A 24,249-nucleotide genomic window follows, 5' to 3' on the forward strand; every position below is an offset into this window, starting at 1 on the left:
CTTCCGCCGGTTAAGTTAAGTCCATAAAATATGAATATTAATGAAAATACTGATTTAATAGGATTTATCGTGTGGCTAATTTGTTCTTGCAATTTGGGTCACGAAAAAAAGTTGGGTTTCCCCAACTTTTTTCTGATCTAATCTTTAAAATTTGATAATTAAGCTGTTGGTAAAGTTGTTTGAGCACCATCCATTAAAGTCCATGTGATAGGTGCTTGATAAGTTCCTGCCACAATGTTTTTTAATTCGCTCAATTTAAGTGAAGATACCTTATCACCAGTAGCACTAAAATCAGTAGTCGTTGTTTGAGCACCTAATTTTTCTGGTGTAGTTTTAAGGGTATTGGCGGTATTCATGATGACTTGTGCATCTTTACCAATGGTTTTAGTCGTTAGATTATCAACACCTTTACCAATTGTGATAACACCGGTTGCAGTCCCTTTGCTCTTTGTATCGATATTCTTAAATTCACCAAGTTGTGCGAATAATGTCCATTCACTACCAGCACCACGATAATCACTCACTTGTAACGTATTAACATCCTTATCAATATTACCTTGCGTACCGTCTGCTGGTGTAGCAGTTTGTGTATGGCCATCATTATGATGAGTACTATCAACAGCGTTACTTGTTTGTAGGAGGTCATCATTCTTTAAGTTATTGATAGTTGTATCAACATCACCAAAATGGAAATCAGGTGCAGCATCCAATGTCAATTGGCCAGCCTTAACCGTAAATTCAGCAGTCGTTGTTGCTTTTGCTGGTATTGCTTTAGTAGCTAACTGTTGCGGCTTGTACGCCTGCAACGTTGATCAATGTTGCACCTGCCAATGTAACTGCTGCTAATAATGCGAATTTTGTTTGTTTCATTGTAATCTTCCCCCAAATAGTTAGTTATTTAATAGTAATTAACCCTGTTATTTATTTACTTCTTTAAGGTCATTCTAGGTCATAAATCCCGAAAAGACAAGTTTCCCAGTTATTGTTAACCTTATAAAGCGCTTATCAAATTAATAGCTAAAAAATATTGAATAGCTGCTTTATTTGACGTTGTTCACTATATTCAAAATTGTGTATTACGCGTGCATACGGTTCTCAAAATGCCGATTATTCAACTTTATAACTGTTAATATGATTGAATAGCTGCTGATAAACTAACATATTTGTTTATTACAAAAATTACATAACTACTAATATCAACATTATTATTTTATTTTTTTGAATCCAAATTAAGCAATAGTTCTTCAACCCCCCTAAAGGCATTGACGTGGTATGTTATCTATTCTTAAAATTTTCTCACTATTATGACTGTTATTTTATTATATTACCCATTCAAATCATTGACCTTGCTAACATTAGCTGACAATAATTTTTTAACTTTTTTTCGAATAGATATTCAACTGGGTAAACTTTTATTATACTAGCATTATTTTTTTAATACTTATTGGACTGTACCACTCCTGTACCCCGTCAATTGTGAGAACATTCCTTTTAAAGTCACATTTGATTCAGTATACTGGTAGATAACAGCTATTCTTGGGGGTACTTCAAATGCGAACATGGCAAAAGACTATCATTATTATCCTAGCACTTATCGCAATACCGATTATTTATTTTGAGAACCAGTACTTTAGCCATCAACAAAAAGAGGCTCAAATTAAAACAAGCCAAACAGCGATCTTCAAAGCTTACCGAATCCATTCCGAAAATAATTATGCCAATTTCGCCATCTACACTGATACAAAATCGGCAGGAAAAATCTACTATTTTGTCCCCAAAAACCAACAAGGCCACGCCATTGATCTACGGCGGCAACAACAGCGCATTGGCGAACAACTCTATCAAAAGGCACGCAAGCAGAAACAAAAAGATATTGTTGTTTACATCACCTACAATGGCGACAACTTGCACGATGATACCTACTGCTTAACACCGACTGGGGCAGTCTACAGCCGTGTCGAACATCATTTCAGCACTAAATTCGGTAAATTCACCGATCAATTGGGACAAGAAGCGGTTTATAACCTCGCTAACCAAACACACCCCGTGACCTTTAAAGACTTATATCATGATGCCGCTACCCTACCAATGATTAAACAACTCGCTGTTGATCAACAACTTAAAAAATACAACTACACGCCCCACCAATTAAAAACCTTGGAGAATCTTGATTTTCCAACTGACGTCAATTATCAACAGTTCTCTTTTTCACAGCACGGGTTAACGCTAAACTTTTCAAAAAACACGCTGGGAATCAAACAGATCACATTGCCACTAGCGACAATCGGTCCTTATCTAAATCCCGACTATATCGCTGAAGGCTACACAATGCCAAGCGCCAAGAAGAAATCCAAATCAGTTGCCCTCACTTTCAATACGGCTCTTGATACGGACAGTGCCAAGCAAGTCCTTGAAATTCTCAATGAAAAAGCGGCACAGGCCACGTTCTTCCCCACCGGTGAAGCAGCCCACAAACATCCTAAAACACTCAAAAAAATAAGCGCGGCTAATCAAGCAATTGGTAATCAAAGTTACGCTGCCGATGATGCAATCGATACAATGAGCGAAGCTGACTTATCAGCAAATCTTGCCAAAACAGATCAAGCGATTTTCAAAGCAACTGGCGCACTACCACGATTCATGCGCGTAACCCCTGATACCACCAATAAGGCCATTGCGAGTGCCAGCCAACGCGCGTTGATTAGTTGGTCGGTTGACTCAGAAGATTGGCGCACTGATATTAAAGCTACTGATATTACCAAAAACGTTATTGAGCGCACAACTGGCGGTGACGTCATTCTACTTAGAACTGCGCCTGAAACAATCAAAGCTTTGCCAGCTCTCATCGATCAATTGCGAGCCAAAGGTTATCACTTAGTAACAATTCCATCATTATTTGAACACCGTCTAGCACCTTTCCAACAGTACGCTAAGGCCGCTGATCCTTATCAAGATTAAAAAAAAGAACCCCGAGACGGCTGTCTCGGGGTTCTTTTTTTTAATCAGTATTATCGACAACTTTATCAGCCGTTGATAATTCCCAAGTTGCTTCCAACTTATATTTGCCTGGGCGTTTAGCACATTGATCTACCTTGCCATTATGGAATTTCAAGTTAACGTCGCTCTTATAAAACGGCATTGACTTGGCCGGTTGTATGGCGTCTAACTGCTCATCTCCCGACAACTGTTTTTGTGTATCCAGTGTTAACAATGGGGTTTCTGGTCCTTTTAATAAATCACCTAAATTTAAAATCTGGCCCGCTTCCCAATCATCATCCGTCCCCGTTTTCAACGAGTACAATTGGACGTTAAAGTCGGTCGCATCCTCTTGCAACAATGGATTATCGACGAGATCCGCACCTGAAGTGCTGTTCTTAACAACTAATTTCCAGTCCATATAAAATGGATTTTCAACGTTAATTTGCCCCTTAGCAATGCTGACCGGTTCTTGTTCAGAGGTGCCTAGTGTATAGGTCCCAAAATCAAATACCTTTGGATAGTTAACCAACAAATCACCATGAACATTCAAGGTGTAATTAGTAATTGTATTATCATACTTTGCCTTAATTTCACTAGCCACAATAAACGAAAATTTATTCTTATGCAGTAAATGCCAACCGATAAAGGCCTTTTCGACGCCATTAACCACATAATTACCATCAATCTTGCCGGCATTATAAATGGTTTGATCATCGTAATTATCAACATTATCCTTCGTCTTTAAATCTTCCGTGACGTCGGCAATCGATAATTCGACTGTCTGAGCTTCACTCGTCTTATTGGGTTGCAACGGATTTTTACCGTCCGGCTCATACTTTTTCCACTTACCATCATTCATCCGCGACCATAACACATTGCTGGTCCCAGCTGGTTGATCGATTAAAAAGGTGTTTTTAAAAGCACGCCCATCCAAACGATGCATCGTTTCTGATTCCGGATCGATTTCAACGTTATTATTTAGTGAAAATTGGAAAACATAATTCGTCGTGACATTTTCAGGACTAAAGTTAACGCCGTTGGGCAGGGTCACGGACAAAATCCGCGGCACTTTGGTCGTTGATTCCAAATCAGAAGTCCCTGGGAATTTACCATCGGCATTAAAGTTCGCCCCAAACGCCTTATCAACTGCCACGTTCCCGTCCAGATAAATACTCCGATTCGTAATAACATTCCCAGCAAAACTATACTGAGAACCCCCTTGAATAATGATGTTGGTATGGGGGGCTAAAATCGTCCCAATAAATGAATAATTTTCTTCCGAACCACGATTAGAATTCAACGTAATCGCAGCGTCGTCACCACCATTAATCGTATTAAAGTTGTTCATCACATGCGCCGCTGAATTATAACGGACCTTGGTATTATCGGCCGGCGTTAAATCCAATCGAGCATTATACTGTGCTGTTGTTTGTGGATAATATTTATTATCCACCGGCGCATTGGCCTTAACCTGTGCCGGTGTGTACGCCCGCATACTATACGTTGAGCTGGCACTAAATTTGAATAAATTGGTAAAAATGTTAACAGTATCATCAGCAACACTTATGGGGGTTGTCGGGCTAAGCCAACTAACACCTGTTTACGCCGCAGATACAACGGCTAAATCAGTGGGAACCCTTGAAATTAAAGACGGGACACAAACTTTGACAAGTGTCGATAGCCTTAATTTCGGCGACGTTGCATATAATGCAAATGGCATGACAAAGGACTTGAAAGGTACTACTGAAAAGGCTACTGTGGAAGATACAACATTTTCACAAACAGCTTGGACAATTTCTGGTCAAACTGATTCGGATGTTGCTGAATTAACAATTAATGGTCAATTATTGTCAGCAACACCTAAAGCCGTCTTCACTAAAACTGCTGATGCAAAATTCGGCGAACAAACTGCAGCAGTCAAAGATGCAAACATGTCATTAACTGCTAGTCAAGCATTTGACAACGGTACAAATGCAATCAGCATGGATGTCAATTGGACACTTGCACCTACAACTCCAAGTGCTAAATTCAACTAATCACAGATAATTCATGAAAGGTCGGGACAATTTTTTGTCACGCCTTTTTTAATACCCCCCACTGAAAGGAAGGTTCTATGAAAAAATCGCTCCGCGTTTTCCTCCCATTACTGTTAGCCCTCTTCTTCCTAACCCCCACGAAAGCTTGGGCGGACACGGCTAATTTTTCAATTAAAAAGGTCGACACCCCCGAACAAACTAAAGCAGCTGATTTCTATGACATTTTAGCCAAACCTAATCAAAATACGCACCTCATCGCTAATATCACAAACGCCAGCGATCAACAATCAACATACACCGTTACACTCCGTAACGGCGTGACTAACGATAGCGGCCAAATCGCCTATGTCCCAAATACAAAAAAGCAAGCGGCCAAACACTCAACCAATTGAGTCCAACTGCCGTTAAAGTAACGGTTCCCGCTAATAGTAAAAAAGACGTGACAATCCCCATCAAGATGCCTGCAACAACGTATTCTGGGATTATTCTAGGCGCCATGCACGTTGAAAAAGAGACGGCACAACAAAAACAAACAACCAAGAAAGCCCAAATCATCAATCATTACGGGATTGAAATTCCGGTCGTCGTTCGTACCACACCTTCTTCAACACCAGACACCAAACTGCAACTAAAAAAGGTGACCGCTGGTTTGGACACGAATAAACATTCTGCCGTACTGGCAACCCTTTATAACGAAAGCAATTGGGTCCTAACGCCGCTTAAAGTAGACGCTAAGGTTTATCGCAAGTCAAACCACAAACTACTCTACAGCAGCCATAAAAAAGGCCTCGAGATGGCACCTAACTCAAGTTTCAACTATGTCATCGAACCTGGCGATGAACCGCTTAAAGCAGGTACTTACACACTAGACATGACGGCTAAATCAGATAAGAAAACTTGGCATTTTAGCAGCGAGTTTACAATCAAACGAGCAACACTCAAAGAAAACGCCAAAAATGAATTGAAATCACCAGAAAAGAAGAAAAGTATTAACATCATCTGGCTGATTGTTGGCTTCAGTATCTTATTACTCATCCTGATTATTCTTTACTTGCTCTACAAACTACGTCAAAAAACAAAAGAACAATAATAATGAAAAGGCGCCGAGACAGTTGTCTCGGCGCCTTTTTTATTATCTAACGATGTTTACTAAGGTCTACTTTTTCTAATGGAATAACCTTTGTTTTATAGCGAATCTTGTAATAACTGTACAAAATGATGAACAACGGAATACTCATGTAACTAATCCCGATCGCTGTCCAATCAAAGTGGGCAAACGCTTGAATATCCTGGCCAATAATGACAATCACACAGAGTAAGAAAGCAAAAATTGGCCCAAATGGGAACCACCGTGCGTGGTATTTCAATTCTGACAATTGATGACCTTGCACTTTAAAAGCGCGTCGGAAACGATAATGCGAAATCGCGATCCCTAACCAAGCGATGAAACCAGTCAAACCACTAGCAGCCACAAGGAAAAGATAAATGCGAGTGCCAAAGACACTGGTCATAAAGGTCAAAGCCCCAATAATCGTTGTCCCGATCAAAGCCATGACTGGAATACCGCGTTTGTTTGTCTTGGCAAAAATCTTAGCGGCATAGCCGTCTTCGGCCATTGACCACAACATTCTTGAAGAAGCATACATCCCTGAATTAGCAGCCGATAACACTGACGTTAAAATAACTGCGTTCATAATGCTGGCAGCTGATGCTAAACCAGCACGTTTGAAGACCAAGGTAAAGGGACTAACCGCAATGTTGGTTTCACTAGCACCTAATAATGAGGGGCTTGTATAAGGAATTAAACAAGCGATAACGAAGATTGATAAGATGTAGAATAATAAAATTCGCCAGAAAACTTGTTTGATTGCCTTTGGGATACTCTTTTCAGGCGTCTTCGATTCCCCAGCGGTGATCCCAATTAATTCTGTCCCTTGGAATGAGAAACCAGCAACAACGAACACACTCAACATCATTGGTAAGCCACCAACAAATGGCGCTTTCTTGATAGTAAAGTTGCTAAGGCCGGTCCGATGACCACCCATAATACCAAAAATCGTTAAGACACCAACACCTAAGAAAATAATAACTGTAATAACTTTGATTAATGCAAACCAATATTCAGTTTCACCAAAAGATTTCACACTCGTGATATTAATCAAGAAAATCAATAATAGCGCGACTAAACTAAAAATCCAGCCCGGCATATCCGGTAACCAAAACTGCATGACTAAGGCTGCGGTACTGACGTCTACGGCTAACGTAATCGCCCAATTAAACCAGTAATTCCAACCAAGCGCAAACCCTAATGCTGGATCAACAAACCGCGTTGCATACGTTGAAAACGACCCTGAAACTGGCAAGTAAGTTGCCATTTCACCCAAACTGGTCATCAAGAAGAAAACCATAATCCCAATGCCACAATAAGCAAGTAACGCGCCACCTGGACCCGCCTTGGCAATTGCCGACCCACTTGTGACGAATAAACCTGTACCGATACTACCACCCAACGCAATCATCGATAGATGCCGCGTCTTTAACTCCCGCTTCATTTCATTTTCTGCCATACTACTTCCGCTCTTTTCTCCATTATTTCAAGAAAATCGCACCAACCCGCGAATTTAGCAAACAAAAAAGCCTTCTTGTCTGCTAAAAACGACAAAAAGACTATAAGCCTTATATTAACCGTTGATAGCGCCCCGTAACGTTTCGTTACGACAGTCCTTGATTTATTCAATCAAGTCCCAACATCAATTTGAATAAGCAAATTGACATTTCGGCAAATTCCCCTTTAATTATTCCTCATCACTGCTTAGTCAGTTCAGAATAACGACTGATGGTTTTTGCGACCTCTTATCTTGTTAAAGGTAGTATATCGAATTAAAGCGCATCCGTCAACATTGGGCGCAATGCAAATTTCAGCTAAAAAAAGAAGATCGCCTACTGGCAATCTTTCCATTTTAATTATTATTCTTCAGTCTTGTCTTGCTTATTTTTCCGCCATAATAGGAAGAGTAAGAACAAGATTAAGAGTACCATGACACCGATAATCACGTATAACCACCAGTTACTTTGTGGTAATTCAACAGCTTTACCGTTGTATTTTCTGGCTTCTTTTTGTGTGATTTCAAAAATCCTTCGACAATAGCCACTGACCCTTGTTCGAGTTGACTTTAATCTTAATATTATAACGACCAGCCTTCAGTGGTTGTTTTTTTAAATCAATCCCGTAATCAAAATTCGAGTTGGGTGCCATCTGTAAATCAGTTTGCTTGCTGTGATAAAGCACCTTACTTTGTCCAGCACGGCGAATCTTAGCGTCGACTTGCATCTCACCAATTGAGTTTGCTTTTGTATTTTGAATATTTGATAAAATCGCAGTGTGCCCGTTCAACAAGCCAGGTTTAATCCGATTTAACCGCAAATGTGGTTTCACAGTTTGATCGGATTGCGTTAACTTAACGCCTAAGATATAAGAATAGCGGTTCGTCAAAGACGTGCCCTTCTTATGATCTAAAGCTTGTTCAACTTGATCTTGCTTAACTTGTGAGACATAAAACCCGCCTAAAATGGTACCTTCAAAAGTCGCTTTAGGTGCATTCAAGGTAAAAGTTGCTGTCCGACTACTTTCAGCAGGCACCTTCAAGCGTTGCGCTGGCGACATCAATTTAGTAAATGGGTATTTTAACGTTTTATCGTACTTAGGATCGGATTGACTGTAATCAATCACCCCATTTTGATTGGTAATTGCCGTATTTGGTGCGACATCTACTTCAAGGTCTTTTTTCCCAGTATTTTGGACGACGACCGATACTTCCTCTTTTTGACCAGGTTTCACGCCCAAATCGTAATAGCCTAAATTCTTATCCGTTTGATTTTCCGGATAAATCGGTGCAACTGAGTAAGTTACCTTTTCGGCATGAACAACCTGTTGATTGACAGTAAATGCCACAAACAACGTTGCCAGCACGCCCATCACTAATCCAAGCCATTTTTTAAAGTGTGTCATTTTCTAATCTCCTCTATCTTAAGGGGCCGGTGTATTACCTAATGTCCAATCAATGGTCCCTGTGTAATCACCCGCATAGGCCCCAGCATTCACTTTTAACAATATCCCTTGATTATCATCCCACTTAATCGGCGTAATGTCATCATCTGATGTTGTTGTTTTAGAAGCAATTCTTTGAGGGATTTCGGTGACGTCTGTTGATTTTTGACCATCAACATAAACTAGACCACCATCTAACTGTTTGTGATCTGTCGTCCGTGTCAAGCCTGTTGAGCTGGCATATAAATCCCACCGCGAACCGGTACCACGTGTATCAGCCACGGTTGGTGCCCAATCAGTATTATCACGTTTATTAATCGTATTTTTGCCAACCGTTACTGGCGCAAATCCAATTTCATTTTTAACCTTATCTAATAGAAGGGTACCACCTTTTAGTTTAAAGTAGATTGTCATTACTGTCGATTTTTCGTTGTACCCAGCGTTGGTCATATAAAGCGTTAATTTATGGGTGTCGTTCAACGATAAACCAACCGTCGGAATCCCACTGACTAACTTAGGACCGACATTATTTTGCGCGATGGTCTTTTCTGCACCATCGTCAATTGCATAATGTAATGTCCCAAGCGCGTGACTATCAATCTTACCAGTCGCTGATGATTGTGACCAAGAGCCTGTTAAAGCAATTGGTTGATTCTTATCAAGCGCAATTGGTTTTTCCTTTGTTGGGTCAGTCCACTTTTTATCTAAGACAAGCTTAGGGAGACTTGTGACGTAAACGGCCTTTTCTGTCGATTCACGGGCCATCTTACCATCTAAACTGATTTCATAGTTCCGACCTAAATTGGTCGTCCCATCAGTTGGGGTTGGGTCAAAAGCGGTTAGCGTAAACTGAATCTTAGACGTGCTATTTTTGGTAACGTCACCCATATTAACCCCAGTACTAAAGGTATTTTTCCCTATCGTACCAAAGAAGTCATTTTCTGTCGCATCGTGCGGTGTCAGTGTATTACCGTTCAAATCAATAGAAGGTGTTTTGAAAAGACCCGTCGACACCTTATTCTTCGATACTAATTTATTATTGATCATCAAATCATCGGCAACATAGGAGACCCCCTGAGAAGTATCCGTTCCATCAGTCTTATAGCGTACACCCACTTGTTTCCAATCAGAACCACTAGTGGGGTCGTTATTAATTGTTAGAACCCCTTTTAACTCTTCTAGCGGTTTCGCCGGATTGTCCTTCGTTACTTCAGCACCAAGGGCATTCCCATTTTTATGGTACACTTTGTAATTTTGTGACGTAATCGGAATATTCGATATTTTTTTTAAAAGCCACTTGGTTCAATTCGTTACTCTTACCAGTTTTACCCGTGAAACCCCAGTAAACTTGCGTTGTTCCAAAAATATTATTGACAATAATTGGTACCTTAACGGGGTCTTGACCATCAAATTTATAGGTCAAAGTATGATTGGCATAACTCCACTTGACATTAAACTCATGCCATTTACCATCTGATCCAGGAAATTCCTTAACATCATTATGAATCAAATGAATTTTAGAACCTATTATCCCGAAATCTTTATAACTACTGGTTAAAGCCAGATAATTCCATGCGATATGATTTCTAACTAGTGGTTTACTCGTACCCAAAATACCTGTCGGTGCTGAACCCCAATCATCATTATGTCTTGTATCAAACTCTACTGCAAAACTCTTCTTAATAGCTGGACTAACATCCACACTACTTACACTACCCCAGACACCTAACTGCTGCCCTGTTCCGCCTGTTTGAATTGTATTGTAACCACGTGGATCAGCATGCATCACAAAAGCCATCCCGTCAGCTGCATTACTGCCACTATCCCCAAAGTTTAAGAGCATCGTCGCCTCAAAATCCTTGCTTAAATCAATCCTGTTATCCGGATTAGACCAAATAGCCCCCGACTGATCGTTGGCGGCTGGATTGATGACAGTTACACCATCAACAGGTAATTCACTGTCGGATTCCTTTAGTGGTGGTGCGAATAAATTCTCAACATTTGTAATATGCGCTGGTACTGGGTCAATTGCTGCCTTTGTTGGGTTAACTACCACCAAGATTCCTAGCAATAAACTAATACCTAGCACTAAAAATTGTATTGTTTTATTAATACGCATTGCCAGTCCTCCTTGAGCAGCTTTTCTCAAACGACTAATTAACTGTTACCTCAAGTGATTTCGACTGGGAAATCAACTGAGGTAACAGCTCATTATTGAGCTGTTACTACTATTATAACCATTGTAAAATGCTATCTCAAATTAAGGGTTAATTATGCTTTTGGTGTTGCGGTTAATGTCCATGTTAATTGACCAGTATAGTCACCAGCGTATGCGCCAGCTAAAACATGGAGATTTGAACCACTAATCTTGTAGTTCCAGTTCCCTAACCCTTGATCCTTACCAGCTGTGATAATATTTTTAGCACTATCATTCGTTAAATCAACTGATTTTGTATCCGCTACAGTGTGCGCTGCGTTATCAGTACTGATACCACTCGCATTCTTCAATGTTAATGTTGAGTTTTCAAGTATGTGACTGCTTGCATCTGTGAACGGTGTTGTAAGCGCAACATCAACTGTATAACCAGCACCAGCACCACGCGCATCAGCAACCGAAACAGTGCCATCAGCTGTTTGACCCAAATCTAATACAGAGGCTGTAATTTCTTTAGTGCCAAAATCTAAATCAGGAACAGCTGTTAATTTAACCGTATCGCTACCCGTTAATTTTGCTTTTACGACAGAAGTGACTTTTTGACCATCTGTTGCGATTTCATTTTTAGGAGCATCTGCTGCGAAAGCCGTTTGCCCTGAAATCATTGCTGCACCTGCTACTGTCACTAAACCGCTTAATAATAATGTACTAATCTTCATCACAAAGACCTCTATTCTTTAATTTTTCTTTTATCATCTAATTAACATCATCAAAAAATTCAGCGTTCTCACCATCTAACCCATTGAAGAGTAACGTTATTAACCTTTTCGGGATTAGTATATCACCCCCGTAATCGATTGTAAACAACTTATTTTCAAAAACATTTAATAATATAATCATTTATTAAATAAAGTATAAGTAATATCAACTATCTAAAAATTAGTGAAAATCATAAATACTTATATATCAACAACCGTCACCTGATTAGTGAAAATTAATTTTCATTATTTTTTGTAATTTCAGCAAATAATAATATTTTATTTTAAAATAATTGGACAATCAGGTTTATCTCGACAACTCAAATCACTAAATTTCCTGTCAAAAAGACAAAAAAACAGGCTAGAAGAAGGGTTCTTCTAGCCTGTTTTAACTTAGTAAGTCAGTTTACTTTAGATTTTTAATAATCTTTTGAATTAATAATTCACGTTGTTCAGCCGATTGGTTCCAATCAATAACCGGAATATCGGGATGTCCCATCGTTTCGATAATTAAACCGGAGACAGTTTGTTTTTTCAATTCATTGGCCCACAACATGTCCGCTTTATGAAAAGCAGCATTAATAATCAATGTTCCTTGTTTAGCCACTGGTTGAAAATCATTAAAGACTGTATCTAACTTACCGGTATCTGGATACGACTTAATCTGACCTTCAGTTGCCAAGACAACATCGTAAATTGATACTTCACTGGCAGGTCTTGCTAGGGTAAAGCCACCACTATTCCCTGAAACAGATTTTACAAGGCCGGCCACTACTAATTTACGAATAATTTTCCGTAAGTAAGTTTGTGAACCACCCAGACGATGATGAATCACTTCTGACGAAATCGTATGTTCAGGATCTTGGGTTGCCAATAACACAATAATGCACGTTGCTTGTTCAAATGCTCGTGTCAGTTGCATATTAGTCTATCTCCTTTTAACAAACGTCCCTGAAGCCTCACCTGGGGCCGCTTTTACTTCAAATCCATATTTAGTTAAAATGTGTTCGACTTTGTTGAAACTCTCGCGATCAAACGTACTGATATTGCCATCGATTGTTTCAATTTCTAATTTGTTGGCTAAGTTACAAAAGGCCTTAACTGCCAATTGCGCCAATCCTAAGTTTTGGTAATCATAAACTGCTAAGCGTGAAGCTGCACCCAATGTTTCTAAAACAGTGATGTGCATTTCATTTTTCCATTTGTTGGTTTCAAACAAGAGTTGTGCTTGAAAATCAACTATTGAATGTCCAAATTTATCAACATTCGCATATGGTGTATACACAAAAATTGAGTTTGTTGATTCTCGCTGACCACCTTCACGATAGTCCGTATAGACAACATACTGTTTAACCCCATCATCGCTGGTTTGATTCATGCTAGATAAAATTGTTAACTTTGAATCTGCCTCAATTTGCGCTAATTTTCTTGCAAAGGCTTGATCATTTTCACTTGCCATCTGATAACCCCCATTTGTCTTTCAATCCCGATTATACCACAGGTTTTCCAATTTAACCGCGCTTTTTAAAGGGTTCTCATTTCAATTGTGATTTTTTTATCGAAATCCTTTTTCGCCTAAATTATATTGGTAATATTGCACTAACTCGCCCCCTAAATAGTCAGGAAGCTGCGTTTGATAAGCAGTGGTAAAGCCCACTTTTTGTAAACAACGAGCTGATTTTTGATTGGTAATAAAACAAGCCGCCATAAACTTCGTAATATGCAGGTCATCATGATAAGCATTCATAACCGCAGATAATGAGCTTGTCATCAGGCCCTGTCGCTGGTATTGCGGCAAAATCGCAAAACTTAGTTCGTACGATTCAACAGTGACATCATCTTGCGCTAGGTTTGGTGCCAACATCATTAGCCCACAAACCGCATCTGCCTTTTTAGACACAATTGCCCATGAATGTTCATCAGACTGGAGCATCGTCAAAAAAGATTGCGCTTCATGCTCAGATTGAAACGGCGGCATATTGAGTTGCTTCGCAATTTCTTTTTCGCAACCAATTTGGTAGACCACTGCTAAATCGCTAGCGATAAAATGTCTTAATTGTACGGCTTCTGTTTGAATATTCAACCGATCCTCTCCTTTTGAAATTCCTACCTTTTATCATACGTTACTTACTTGTTTCCGCCAAGCCGTTTTTTATATTTGTCTTAAGAACAAGCATATTAATTGTGGTAGACCACTAAATATTTTATAATTGTAGCCATCAATTCCTATTGTTAGAAAGATGGTGTTCGTATGGCGTTACGTGATTACTTTCATTTATTCTCAACCGTTCCAGAACAATCAGAATCTTACGATTACATCCTTCATTTTCTAGGGACGACCATTCCGGATTTGCGCGATTATCCCGATTTAACCAAAATTTGTGATTGGGCTGCTTACGACGATCACAGTTTTAGAATCTGGACCAGTTTACCTTTGGATGAATTCGAACAAAAATTGGCGCAATTAACACCGCTAAACGAAAGAGATTACCAAATTGATTACAGCTATAATTTTAAGGATATTAATTTCTTCTAAAATTTACGCTTGACTTTTAGTCGTTCCTGCCGTAAATTGATTAACAATCATACAAGTCATCTCATTCAAACCAAGTAATGCTTTATCTGTGTGTCAGGAAGTCGGTGGTTGCTGCGAACCGACCAGGGTAAATGTCGTGAAATACTGAATGAAGACTTCGGCTAATTAACAGGACCGTTATCCCCTGTAAGAGTGGCGTGTTGGCTTAAATTGGCGCGCTAAATGGGTGGTACCGCGGTTTCCAATCGTCCCTATTCGCAGATGCGAGTAGGGACTTTTTTTATGCAAAATACTATTGAAAACCACTTTCAATAGCACGTTTCAACTAATTTTAACTAAAGGGAGGTTTTTTCATGTTAAAGCATCTTGCATGTGGTGGTATTCTTCGTTATCAGTCCTATGACGCACAACTTCAGATAAAACTTAAAAAGGATGCGTTAATATGTCAAAAAAATCAATTAGTCTATTCGAAGCAACATTAGTTCTCGTGATTCTCCTGGCCATTATGGGGACCGGCGTTATTATTTTCCAACTTTCTCCTCAAACCCCGGTCCTCACTGGGATTGCCCTGCTGATGTTATGGGCGCGGTGGCGGCATTTTAGTTGGGGTACGATTCATGAAGGAATTGAGGAAGGTTTAAAAAGTGGTCTAATTCCCATCATTATTTTCATTCTCGTCGGTGCCTTGATCAGTACTTGGATTGCCGCTGGTGTCATTCCCAGTTTAATGGTTTGGGGCTTCCAGATGGTCAATGTCCACTGGTTTATTCCATCCATTTTCGTCGTTTGTGCCCTCGTGGGGAGTGCCATTGGGAGTGCCTTTACCGTTATTTCAACAGTCGGGATTGCCTTTTTCGGCATTGGTGCCACACTGGGATTAGATACCACGATCGTCGCAGCTGCCATTATTTCCGGGGCAATATTTGGTGATAAATCTTCACCCCTCTCTCAATCAACTAATTTAACGGCTGCCGTTACTGAAACAGATCTCTTTGCCCACATCAAAAACTTAATGTGGACAACCGTACCAGCTTTTGTCGGTTCATTAGTGCTATACGCGATTATCGGGCATACATCTCGTGATATTCCATTGACCAAAATCAGTACAACAGTTGCCATTTTAAAGGCGCATACCGACGTTAGTCTCTGGGCCTTACTACCCATTATTTTAATTTTTGTCTGTGTGCGTTTTAAAATGCCAGCCATTCCAACGTTATTTTTAAACATCGCCGTTTCGATCGGTTTAATTTTTAGCCATCATCCCCACACTTCTTTTAAAACAATTGCCAACTTGATTGAAAATGGCTTCGTCGCTCATACTGGCAATCAAAGTATCGATGCACTTCTCACACGTGGCGGTATTAATAGCATGTTGAGCACAGTGGCCTTAATTATCATGACGTTGACCCTAGGTGGTCTATTGATGAAACTCGGTTTAATCGAACGCGTGATGGCCCCCCTTGCAACTCGCCTCAAAACTCCTGGTCAATTGATCAGCGCGGTAATTGCTTCTGGGATTGGCGTTAACCTCTTTATCGGTGAAGAATTCCTTTCTGTTATCCTGCCAGGTAAAGCTTTTAAATCAACGTTTGAAAAATCAGATCTTAGCAACTTGGCGCTTGGCCGCGCACTCGAAGATGGCGGGACCGTTATTAACTACTTAGTCCCTTGGGGCGTTGCCGGCGTTTTCGCCGCTAACACCCTCGGCGTACCAACACTAAGCTACCTGCCATTTTGTTTCTTCAGTATCCTCTCACCAATCTTCTCAATCTTGAGTAGTTTTACAGGGATTGGCCTCAAAAAGAAAAGTGTTACTAATTAAGCAAAATAAAAGAGGTTGCGACAAAAGTAATTTTTGTCGCAACCTCTTTTTTGAATTCAAAATTTTATACCTGAAACGTGCTTTTTGAAACTGCCGTCTGTGCTTAGCGTCTCTCGTCAAACAACTGCTGACAGCAGTTATCCGCCGAGTTATGCTAATGCTCAAAGCCAAACCGTTTCAAACACACTCTTTTTCAAACGTGCTCTTTCAGGTATATTGTTGCAGTTAGCAACGCCCCGCAAACAATCGACTGCGTCGCTTATTCACGTGCCTAGGCTAAGCCGCTACAATATAACCACCTGAAACGCACTCTTTTTAGAAAAGATTCATCAAGAATTGCCCGCCGTAAACTAATGCGAAGCTATAGGCTGCAATTGATGCTGGTTTGCATAAGATGATAATCCATGTGAATTTTTTAAATGACATTTCGGTTAAGCCAGCCATTAAACATAAGACATCATCGGGCGCAACTGGTAGGAAAATCGCTAAGGCGAAAAAGCGCGCAAAGTTTTTCTTTTCCGTAATCGTACCGATATATTTATCATAAGTTTTCTCGTTGATGACGTGGAGAATAAATGGTTTCCCAAACTGGCGCGCCAGCAGGAAATTAAAAATTGACCCAATCGCAATCCCGACATAGTTATAGATAAAGCCCCATAACGGGCCAAAAACTAGAACACCTGCGGCGGTACTAATCCCGCCCGGAATCACCGGAATCACAACCTGGATAATCTGAATCGTGATGAAAATAATCGGGCCGATGAGTACGGAGTGGCCCAAGTACGCTTGTAAGGCTGTTGTGTTGTTAAAAAGCCCTAGTCGTGACCAGTAAATGGCTAATGCAATGCTCCCAATTAGGGCCATCAGAGAAGTCGTACTAATTAAACGTCTTGAAATTGTTCTGCTCATCCGCCGAATTCCTTTCCCTCGATAATGTATCTTTAATTTACCACAATTTAAATTCCGAGTAGTCCGCCGATAGTCTGATTTAAGAAATCTTAACTTTTTAGTCGCTCATCCTAAAAATGTCCGAAAAGGTTTTAATCCTTGTGCGCGATATTTTTCAACAAACTGAGCAACTGCCTTAGGATCCTGAGTTTGATCATCGATTACCAATTGTTCCACTGGCAATGGCCGTTCGTTAGCAATTTTGACATCAATCACAACTGGTCCTTGGCGTTTTTGAGCTGCTGCAAAAGCAGCCTTCAATTCATCTAACGTCCGGACTGTAAAGCCTTGGGCCCCTAATGCTGTTGCGGCGGCACCGTAATCTGCACCCTGAATGGCAACACCAGAATGTGGTTGTCCCTTGTCATCTTGTTCTGCTTCAATAAAGCCAAATGAATCATTACTCAACACAACGTTGATAATTGGCATTTGGTATTTAACTTGCGTAATCAAATCTTGCATCACCATCGTGAAGCCACCGTCACCACTGATTGACCAAACTTGCCGATTAGGGAAGGCTGCTTGCGTTCCGATTGCAGCTGGTAAAGCAGCCCCCATCGTTGCGTACCAAGCTGAGATCGTCGTCTTTTGACCTGGTTTCATCTTCAAGAAGCGGACGCCATCAATCGTGACATTCCCCACATCTAAGTTGAAAATCGCGTCATTGGTAGCCATTTGATTGATTTCTTTAAAGACTGGTTCCACCCGTAATGGTGTTTGTGGATCATCTTCAAAACTAGCGGTCCATTGATCCCAGTTAGCTTTATTAGCGACTGCTGCACGGTAGAAAGCTGTCTTTTCAGATACCGGTTCACTAGCTTCAAGTAAAGCTGCTAACGCTGTCTTAGCATCTGCTAAAATGCCAACGTCAACATGGTGTCTATGGCCAAGTTTGGTTGGATCAATATCGATTTGGATGAACTTCGCATCTGGTTTGAAGAAATATTGACCAAATTCGTAGTTACTGCCGACAAATAGAATTAAATCGGCCGCTTCTGCCAAATCAACACCTGGTTTAGTGGCCACCCGCCCTGCTGAAACCATGTAAGCCGGGTTTTCGTCAGCGACGATCCCTTTAGAGAGGGCTGATGACATCATTGGGATACTTAATTTATCAGATAACGCCACTAATTCGTCGCCGGCTGCCTTAGCACCTTGACCAAAATAAATAATGGGTTGTTTAGCTTCTTTAATTAATTGTAAAGTCTGTTGAATATCCGTTGAGCGAGGTTCTGGATAATTCCCCATCTGGAATAGGTTAGCAGTTGCTTCGAAGTGATCTTCAATTGGTTGCCAGCCTAGGTCCGTTGGAATTGTCACAACCGCCACACCACTATTTTTATAGGCTTGTTGAATCGCTTGGTCAACAACTAGTGGTAATTGTTCTGCCGTCATAACAGTCCGGTTGTAGACTGCTACATCCGCGAACATTGGATTTTCATTCATTTCTTGGAAATAATCAGTATTCATGACACCAGTTGCTACTTGACCAACTAGTGCTAAAACAGGAACGTGATCATACTTAGCATCATAAAGCCCGTTCAATAAATGAACCGCCCCAGGGCCAGCTGACCCGAATGTGGCCGCGATTTTACCAGTTGCCTTCGCTTCACCAGAAGCAGCAAGCGCCCCTACTTCTTCGTGACGAACTTGAATATAACGCATAATTGCTTTTTGATTATGCAATGCATTCATCGTTGAATCAAATGAGCCGCCAGGTAACCCAAAAATATGGTCAATACCCCAGTCTGCCATGACTTTTAACATTGCGTCTGCCGCATTTATCTTTTGTGTTACCATCTAAAAAGGCCTCCTGATTAATTTTATTCCGCTTATTTTAAGTATACCGCCTTAATTGTAAGCGTTACAAATGATAAGCATTTTTTAGCCGTTTTGACTGGTAACGAATCATCTTCTTTGGTATGCTTACATCAAGCTAGATAATAATGATTATTAATAAGTGGTCATTAACTTTAGATTTTAGGGAGGCTTTTTTAATGGCTATTATTGCTAAAGATGCACAAGATGTTTTTAAAGATGCGGGCGAAAATATTATTTTTTCAACACTTAATTTAAATCGCCAGGATTTCTCATCAGACAGAGCTGCCGTTTCCGATTTGGCTGAACGGATTCCCGCAATTATCAATAGTATGAACATCCGCTATCCGGATGCCCATTTACGCGTTGCTTTTGGGATTGGCTCAGATGCTTGGGACTATCTTTTCCCAAACGCCCCTAAACCTCAAGAACTAGAACCCTTCCAAATGATTCCTAGTCCTAAACACGATGCTGTCGCTACCGGCGGTGATTTATTCTTTCACATTCGGGCCAAAGAAATGGCTGTTTGTTACGAAGTAATGGCGCAATTCATGCAATTCATCGGTCAAAACGCAACAACGATTGATGAAACCCACGGATTCCGTTATTTCGAAGGCCGCTCAATCATCGGCTTTATCGACGGTACGGAAAATCCCGCTATCGATGAAACGGCCGAATATGCCCTTGTCGGCGACGAAGACCCTGAATTTATCAATGGTTCATACGCCTTTGCCCAAAAATATATTCATTCGATGGACACTTGGAACCACACCTCAACTGAAGAACAAGAAAAAACAATCGGTCGTAAAAAATTCTCTGATCTTGAATTAGACGATGCCGAAAAACCAACAAACGCGCACAACGTTGTTTCGCAAGATAACGAAGGTGGCGTCGAACATAAAATTGTCCGGATGAACGTGCCTTACGCTAATCCTGGTGAAAAGATGACTGGGACTTATTTTATCGGCTACGCTCGTCAATGGACAATCGTTAAACGCATGCTCACTAACATGTTCGTCGGCAAACCAGCCGGCAACTACGATCACCTACTAGATTTCAGCGAACCAACAACCGGCGCACTATTCTTCATCCCATCCAAAACACTACTAGCAAAAATTGCGGAAGAAGAAATTTAGAGTGCGTTTAAAGCGATTTGACGCTGAGCATTAGCTGAGTGTTGGGAATAATCGCCAGCGGCGGTTATTTGCAATACGGTGCTAAGCACAAGCGTCGGCTTTAAAAAGCACGTTTCAATTTAGAGTGCTGCATCGAACGCTTTGGCTTTGAGGATTAACGTAAAAATGGGCATGATGGTATTTTTTCCATCATGCCCATTTTGTAGTTAACCGGAAAAGGCAGTTCGATAAAGCACGTTTGACCTAAGTTTAAAGCGGTTTGACGCTGAGCATTAGCTGAGTGTTGGGAATAATCGCCAATCTTAAAAAGCCGACGAACGTCGGCTTTTTAATTGCTTTTTGTTGACTTCCCGCATACCGATTGCTAAACTGATGTTACTTACTTTAAATAAGAAAACGATGAGGTGTTTTAAATGTCAGATACTATGCAAGCTGTTGCGATCAACCAATACGGCGATGAACAAACACTTGAAATGATTACTTTACCAATGCCAACCATTGGCGAACACCAAGTACTAATTAAATCAAAAGCAACTGCTATCAATCCACTTGACTGGAAATTACGTGCAGGTTATCTCACAAGCATGTTCGATTGGGCTTTTCCAATCGTACTTGGTTGGGATTTAGCCGGTATCGTTACTGAAGTCGGTTCAGCTGTAACAGATTGGCAAGTCGGCGACGAAGTTTTTGCACGTCCAGCCACTTCTAATCGCGGTACTTATGCTGAATATGTTGCTGTTGATGACGAATTAATCGCTCGCAAACCTAAGAACGTCACTTTTGAAGAAGCCGCTGCTGTGCCATTGGCCGGCGAAACCGCTTGGCAAGCCCTTTTCAACCATGGTCACTTAAAAGCCGGTGAAACAGTGCTCGTCCAAGCTGGTTCTGGTGGTGTTGGGTCATATGCCATTCAATTCGCTAAGGCAATGGGCGCCCACGTTATCACAACAACTAGTGCCAAGAATTTTGATCTCGTTCGCGACTTAGGTGCCGGCGAAATTATCGATTACCGTAACGAAAAAGTTGCTGATAAAGCACACAACGTTGACCTGGTCATCGATACAATCGGTGGGCAAAGCCAAGTTGATGCTTGGTCCGTGCTCAATCCTGAAACAGGTCGCCAAATTTCAATTGTTGGTGAAGCACCCGAAACAGCTGACATTATCAAAGACACAAAGATGACTTTCAAAGCAATCTGGTTAATTCCAAATGGTGAACAACTTCGTGAAATTGCTGACCTAATGGCTGACGGTAAAGTAAAATCAATTATTGATACTGTCCTCCCATTCTCAGCGGAAGGCTTAATCAAATCACATCAACTAAGTGCAACACACCATTCAACTGGTAAAATCGTCATTAAATTCTAAATAATACAAAAAAGCATCGCCAAGTTGGCGATGCTTTTTTTAATCGTGAAAGAGTTTATCACTATCAGAACCCGTTCGATTGCCAATCACAAATACTTCTAAGATCACAAAAATCAATTCGATTGCCGGGAAGAAATAAATCGCAACAATCAAGGCCACCTGGATCACCCAGAAATAAGGCTTCATAATAACCCCGTAAATCGGCATCCCTGTAATCTTTTGATAAACCTCCGGTGCAACTTCGCGGTTGGCATCCGCTAGTGCGCGACTCAATAGGAAATACATCATCAACCAAGCAAAATGAACCACATAGTAGAAATATTCTGGGCCCCGTGAATTAATAAACCGCCCCGCCCAAGCAGTAGCAACGGGTAAAAATGACATTGATAATAACCATATATTGTTCAACCAATAAATTCGTTTCGTCACCCGTTTCGTTAAACTAAACATGTAGTGGTGATTATACCAAGCAACCCCTACGAAGAGATAGGTTACGATATAAGCGAAGAAGTATGGTGCATTTTCCAGTAAGGCCTTCATCTCAGCCGTTTCTGGTGTTTTAAATTCAAGAATCATAATCGTTACAATAATTGCAATGACTGCATCGCTGAAAGCTTCCAAGCGTCCCTTATTCAATAGAATCCCTCCCAAATATTAATAGCCATTTTATATTTCACACTATTAGTTAGTACCCTTATCATTTTACCGCCATTAAAAGGATTTGTCACGACCTCCCTGGAATAATCAACCACGTTAATCGATTTATATTGCTTTCCCCCTTTAACTAATAGTATAATAACTTAAACTTTAGGGGGGATTTACAAATGGATAAAACATACAAATCAAGCGCTGAATTAAAGCGCGAGGCTAAGGCACTCTATGCGGGCCATTGGGGCCAAGCAATCAAGCTTAATATCGTCCCAACGCTCTTTTCAATTCTCGCTTTTATCTTAATTGGTGGCCTCTTTATGGCACTCACTGCACTCTTCATGACATCGGACTTTGTCTCATCAGGCTCTGGCTCATTTCCTAGCAATATGTCTTCTGGTAATTCGTTGACCGGTAATATTGGTAGCTTCATCGTTGGTTTAATTACTTTGGGGATTTCATTTACGACGCTCGATTGGCTCCGCTCAAAAGATGCCGATTTTAACGCTTTTAGTGGTGCTTTTAGCGTCTTTTCAAAACGTTATTTTGTCGGGGCTGTCATTACTGAACTATTAGCCGGCTTTTTCACTGTCTTATGGACATTGCTTTTCATCATCCCTGGGCTGATTAAGTCATTTTCTTATTCTCAAGCGCCTTTCATCTTCAAAGATTTAACGGACGCTCATCCAGAAGCCGATATCAATTACCTCGATTGCATTACAAAAAGTCGTGAATTGATGGACGGTCACAAATTTAGATTCTTCATCTTAAAATTAAGTTTCCTAGGTTGGGATATCCTGGCCGGCTTTACCTTGGGGATTGGCTATATTTGTATTTGGTTAAACCCTTATAAACAAGCGGCTTACATGGGCTTTTACGCCGACTTAGTGGACTAGCATACTGAAAGGATTGGCGATTGCCAATCCTTTTTTGTTACCCTTAATGACCGAAACGGCTAAAATAGAGAAGAAAGGATGTGGCATCATTGATTTCAAACACACAGATCACCCTAGATTCTCACCAAAATTGGCAAACTGTTACTACTCAGATTCCAACACCTGGCGATCACGAATTACTGATCAAAGTCCAAGCCGCCGCAGTCAATCCTATTGATCTCAAACGGCGCGCCGTTACAACGCATATTTTAGGCTACGATGGTTACGGCGAAGTCCTAGCAATTGGCAAAGCCGTCACGCAATTTAAAGTTGGTGATATCGTCTATTACGCCGGTTCTACTCAACTAGACGGCAGTTTCCAAGCCTACCAATGTATGACCGAAGCTCTCTGCGCACTCGCCCCCGACCAATTATCAGCGAGTGAAGCGGCCGGCCTGCCGCTAGTCTCATTAACTGCCTACGAACTACTTTTTGAAAAATTTCATTTCGAGGCCGCAGAACAAGCCCACCTCGGTAAAAACCTTTTGATTATTAACGGTGCTGGTGGGGTCGGCTCAATTATGAGTCAACTCGCCAAATGGGCTGGTTTCACCGTTTATGCCACTAGCAGTCCTCAAAATTTTAACTGGCTAAAAGCTAATGGCGTCGATTATCCTGTTGATTACCACCAAACAAGTGACCAGCTTAACCTCGATCAACTGCCAGCCGACCACTTCGACGCGATTGCCGTTCTTTACGATGTCGCACCCTATTTGTCTGCCGCAACACGCTTAATCAAACCACTCGGTCATGTCGGCTCGCTGGTTAATATGCAAGCCCCACTTGATTTAACCCCACTGAAAGCAAAATCAGTCTCATTTGATTGGGAATATATGTTTACTAAAACAGATTTTGATTACGAGATTGACAGCCAAGGCGCAATCCTCAAAAAAATAGCGCGCCTCGCCGACACTAATCAAATTCACTCGATTACGACGCAAGTCTACCAAGGCTTATCGGTTGAAAACCTCGACACAATCACAACCGAACTTACAAAAGGCCACGCAATTGGCAAGTATGTGCTAACCTACTAAAAAAAGAGCTAGCGACAAAAATTACTTTT

Annotated in this window: 23 protein-coding genes, 1 pseudogene and 1 riboswitch; of the genes and pseudogenes, 10 read left to right on the forward strand and 14 right to left on the reverse strand. The window is 40.9% G+C overall.

Annotated features, from left to right (window positions below; translation table 11 throughout):
- Nucleotides 1–158: 158 nt before the first annotated feature.
- On the reverse strand, nucleotides 159–806 hold the full coding sequence (locus NDN60_RS06795) for a WxL domain-containing protein (RefSeq protein WP_076647813.1): 648 nt from the start codon (nucleotides 804–806) through the stop codon (nucleotides 159–161).
- 745 nt (nucleotides 807–1,551) lie between these two features.
- Here NDN60_RS06795 and NDN60_RS06800 point away from each other — a divergent pair.
- Nucleotides 1,552–2,958 carry a polysaccharide deacetylase family protein gene (locus NDN60_RS06800; RefSeq protein ID WP_076647810.1) on the forward strand — a complete coding sequence of 469 codons (1,407 nt, stop codon included), beginning with the start codon at nucleotides 1,552–1,554 and terminating at the stop codon, nucleotides 2,956–2,958.
- 40 nt (nucleotides 2,959–2,998) lie between these two features.
- Here the strand turns inward: NDN60_RS06800 and NDN60_RS06805 are convergent, their stop codons facing one another.
- On the reverse strand, nucleotides 2,999–4,474 hold the full coding sequence (locus NDN60_RS06805) for a hypothetical protein (RefSeq protein WP_231953174.1): 1,476 nt from the start codon (nucleotides 4,472–4,474) through the stop codon (nucleotides 2,999–3,001).
- A 25-nt stretch (nucleotides 4,475–4,499) separates the two neighbouring features.
- Between NDN60_RS06805 and NDN60_RS06810 the strand changes: the two genes are divergently transcribed.
- The 3 genes and pseudogenes from NDN60_RS06810 (at nucleotide 4,500) to NDN60_RS06820 (ending at nucleotide 6,105) form a co-directional block, all read left to right on the forward strand.
- Nucleotides 4,500–5,015 carry a hypothetical protein gene (locus NDN60_RS06810; protein ID WP_099947778.1) on the forward strand — a complete coding sequence of 172 codons (516 nt, stop codon included), beginning with the start codon at nucleotides 4,500–4,502 and terminating at the stop codon, nucleotides 5,013–5,015.
- A 77-nt stretch (nucleotides 5,016–5,092) separates the two neighbouring features.
- Nucleotides 5,093–5,466, forward strand: a pseudogene (locus NDN60_RS06815) (WxL protein peptidoglycan domain-containing protein); the annotation flags it as partial.
- A 45-nt stretch (nucleotides 5,467–5,511) separates the two neighbouring features.
- Entirely contained in the window at nucleotides 5,512–6,105 is a 594-nt protein-coding gene (locus NDN60_RS06820) for a DUF3324 domain-containing protein (RefSeq protein ID WP_229295531.1), read from the forward strand.
- A gap of 46 nt (nucleotides 6,106–6,151) precedes the next feature.
- Here the strand turns inward: NDN60_RS06820 and NDN60_RS06825 are convergent, their stop codons facing one another.
- The 9 genes from NDN60_RS06825 to NDN60_RS06860 all read right to left on the reverse strand — a co-directional run bounded on the left by NDN60_RS06825 (nucleotide 6,152) and on the right by NDN60_RS06860 (nucleotide 14,059).
- The gene (locus tag NDN60_RS06825; RefSeq protein WP_011375499.1) at nucleotides 6,152–7,582 is read right to left on the reverse strand and encodes an amino acid permease; all 1,431 of its coding nucleotides are present in this window, start codon (nucleotides 7,580–7,582) and stop codon (nucleotides 6,152–6,154) included.
- A gap of 118 nt (nucleotides 7,583–7,700) precedes the next feature.
- Nucleotides 7,701–7,878: riboswitch (Lysine riboswitch) on the reverse strand.
- A gap of 104 nt (nucleotides 7,879–7,982) precedes the next feature.
- Nucleotides 7,983–8,213: an LPXTG cell wall anchor domain-containing protein gene (locus NDN60_RS09360; protein WP_112212676.1), complete on the reverse strand. Its 231-nt coding sequence runs from the start codon at nucleotides 8,211–8,213 to the stop codon at nucleotides 7,983–7,985.
- The gene (locus tag NDN60_RS06830; RefSeq protein WP_099947779.1) at nucleotides 8,143–9,024 is read right to left on the reverse strand and encodes a DUF916 and DUF3324 domain-containing protein; all 882 of its coding nucleotides are present in this window, start codon (nucleotides 9,022–9,024) and stop codon (nucleotides 8,143–8,145) included. The genes NDN60_RS09360 and NDN60_RS06830 overlap by 71 nt, the downstream gene beginning before the upstream one ends.
- A gap of 18 nt (nucleotides 9,025–9,042) precedes the next feature.
- Nucleotides 9,043–10,308 carry a hypothetical protein gene (locus NDN60_RS06835; protein ID WP_099947780.1) on the reverse strand — a complete coding sequence of 422 codons (1,266 nt, stop codon included), beginning with the start codon at nucleotides 10,306–10,308 and terminating at the stop codon, nucleotides 9,043–9,045.
- Nucleotides 10,298–11,182, reverse strand: coding sequence for an L-type lectin-domain containing protein (locus tag NDN60_RS06840; protein ID WP_099947781.1), 885 nt, complete (start codon nucleotides 11,180–11,182; stop codon nucleotides 10,298–10,300). The genes NDN60_RS06835 and NDN60_RS06840 overlap by 11 nt, the downstream gene beginning before the upstream one ends.
- Before the next feature lie 152 nt (nucleotides 11,183–11,334).
- Nucleotides 11,335–11,937, reverse strand: a complete 603-nt coding sequence (locus NDN60_RS06845; RefSeq protein WP_096584030.1) for a WxL domain-containing protein — start codon at nucleotides 11,935–11,937, stop codon at nucleotides 11,335–11,337.
- 445 nt (nucleotides 11,938–12,382) lie between these two features.
- Nucleotides 12,383–12,898, reverse strand: coding sequence for an Rrf2 family transcriptional regulator (locus tag NDN60_RS06850; RefSeq protein ID WP_011375504.1), 516 nt, complete (start codon nucleotides 12,896–12,898; stop codon nucleotides 12,383–12,385).
- Nucleotides 12,899–12,904: 6 nt separating this feature from the next.
- Nucleotides 12,905–13,435, reverse strand: a complete 531-nt coding sequence (locus NDN60_RS06855; RefSeq protein WP_035146683.1) for a hypothetical protein — start codon at nucleotides 13,433–13,435, stop codon at nucleotides 12,905–12,907.
- A gap of 96 nt (nucleotides 13,436–13,531) precedes the next feature.
- Entirely contained in the window at nucleotides 13,532–14,059 is a 528-nt protein-coding gene (locus NDN60_RS06860; protein ID WP_076645042.1) for a GNAT family N-acetyltransferase, read from the reverse strand.
- A 168-nt stretch (nucleotides 14,060–14,227) separates the two neighbouring features.
- Here NDN60_RS06860 and NDN60_RS06865 point away from each other — a divergent pair, with 168 nt between their 5' ends.
- Both NDN60_RS06865 and nhaC read left to right on the forward strand, forming a co-directional pair.
- Complete coding sequence (locus NDN60_RS06865; protein WP_011375507.1) at nucleotides 14,228–14,512, forward strand: hypothetical protein; 285 nt, start codon at nucleotides 14,228–14,230, stop codon at nucleotides 14,510–14,512.
- Nucleotides 14,513–14,954: 442 nt separating this feature from the next.
- Nucleotides 14,955–16,334 carry a Na+/H+ antiporter NhaC gene (gene nhaC, locus NDN60_RS06870; protein WP_099947782.1) on the forward strand — a complete coding sequence of 460 codons (1,380 nt, stop codon included), beginning with the start codon at nucleotides 14,955–14,957 and terminating at the stop codon, nucleotides 16,332–16,334.
- A gap of 315 nt (nucleotides 16,335–16,649) precedes the next feature.
- On the opposite strand, the gene NDN60_RS06875 is transcribed toward nhaC, so the two are convergent.
- The gene (locus tag NDN60_RS06875; RefSeq protein WP_011375510.1) at nucleotides 16,650–17,243 is read right to left on the reverse strand and encodes a TVP38/TMEM64 family protein; all 594 of its coding nucleotides are present in this window, start codon (nucleotides 17,241–17,243) and stop codon (nucleotides 16,650–16,652) included.
- 105 nt (nucleotides 17,244–17,348) lie between these two features.
- On the reverse strand, nucleotides 17,349–19,082 hold the full coding sequence (gene spxB, locus NDN60_RS06880; RefSeq protein WP_011375511.1) for a pyruvate oxidase: 1,734 nt from the start codon (nucleotides 19,080–19,082) through the stop codon (nucleotides 17,349–17,351).
- Between the two features lie 197 nt (nucleotides 19,083–19,279).
- Here spxB and NDN60_RS06885 point away from each other — a divergent pair, with 197 nt between their 5' ends.
- Nucleotides 19,280–20,236, forward strand: coding sequence for a Dyp-type peroxidase (locus NDN60_RS06885; RefSeq protein WP_099713168.1), 957 nt, complete (start codon nucleotides 19,280–19,282; stop codon nucleotides 20,234–20,236).
- 425 nt (nucleotides 20,237–20,661) lie between these two features.
- Nucleotides 20,662–21,603, forward strand: coding sequence for an NADP-dependent oxidoreductase (locus NDN60_RS06890; RefSeq protein WP_056947027.1), 942 nt, complete (start codon nucleotides 20,662–20,664; stop codon nucleotides 21,601–21,603).
- 39 nt (nucleotides 21,604–21,642) lie between these two features.
- On the opposite strand, the gene NDN60_RS06895 is transcribed toward NDN60_RS06890, so the two are convergent.
- A complete protein-coding gene (locus NDN60_RS06895; RefSeq protein ID WP_016265768.1) occupies nucleotides 21,643–22,239 on the reverse strand; it encodes a TMEM175 family protein in 597 nt (198 codons plus the stop codon).
- A 188-nt stretch (nucleotides 22,240–22,427) separates the two neighbouring features.
- On the opposite strand from NDN60_RS06895, the gene NDN60_RS06900 reads away from it, so the two are divergent.
- Both NDN60_RS06900 and NDN60_RS06905 read left to right on the forward strand, forming a co-directional pair.
- Complete coding sequence (locus NDN60_RS06900; RefSeq protein ID WP_056946967.1) at nucleotides 22,428–23,147, forward strand: DUF975 family protein; 720 nt, start codon at nucleotides 22,428–22,430, stop codon at nucleotides 23,145–23,147.
- Between the two features lie 80 nt (nucleotides 23,148–23,227).
- Entirely contained in the window at nucleotides 23,228–24,220 is a 993-nt protein-coding gene (locus NDN60_RS06905) for an alcohol dehydrogenase catalytic domain-containing protein (RefSeq protein ID WP_231953175.1), read from the forward strand.
- Nucleotides 24,221–24,249: the final 29 nt, after the last annotated feature.

The sequence above is a fragment of the Latilactobacillus sp. genome, assembly GCF_033176295.1.
Lineage (GTDB): Bacteria > Bacillota > Bacilli > Lactobacillales > Lactobacillaceae > Latilactobacillus > Latilactobacillus sakei.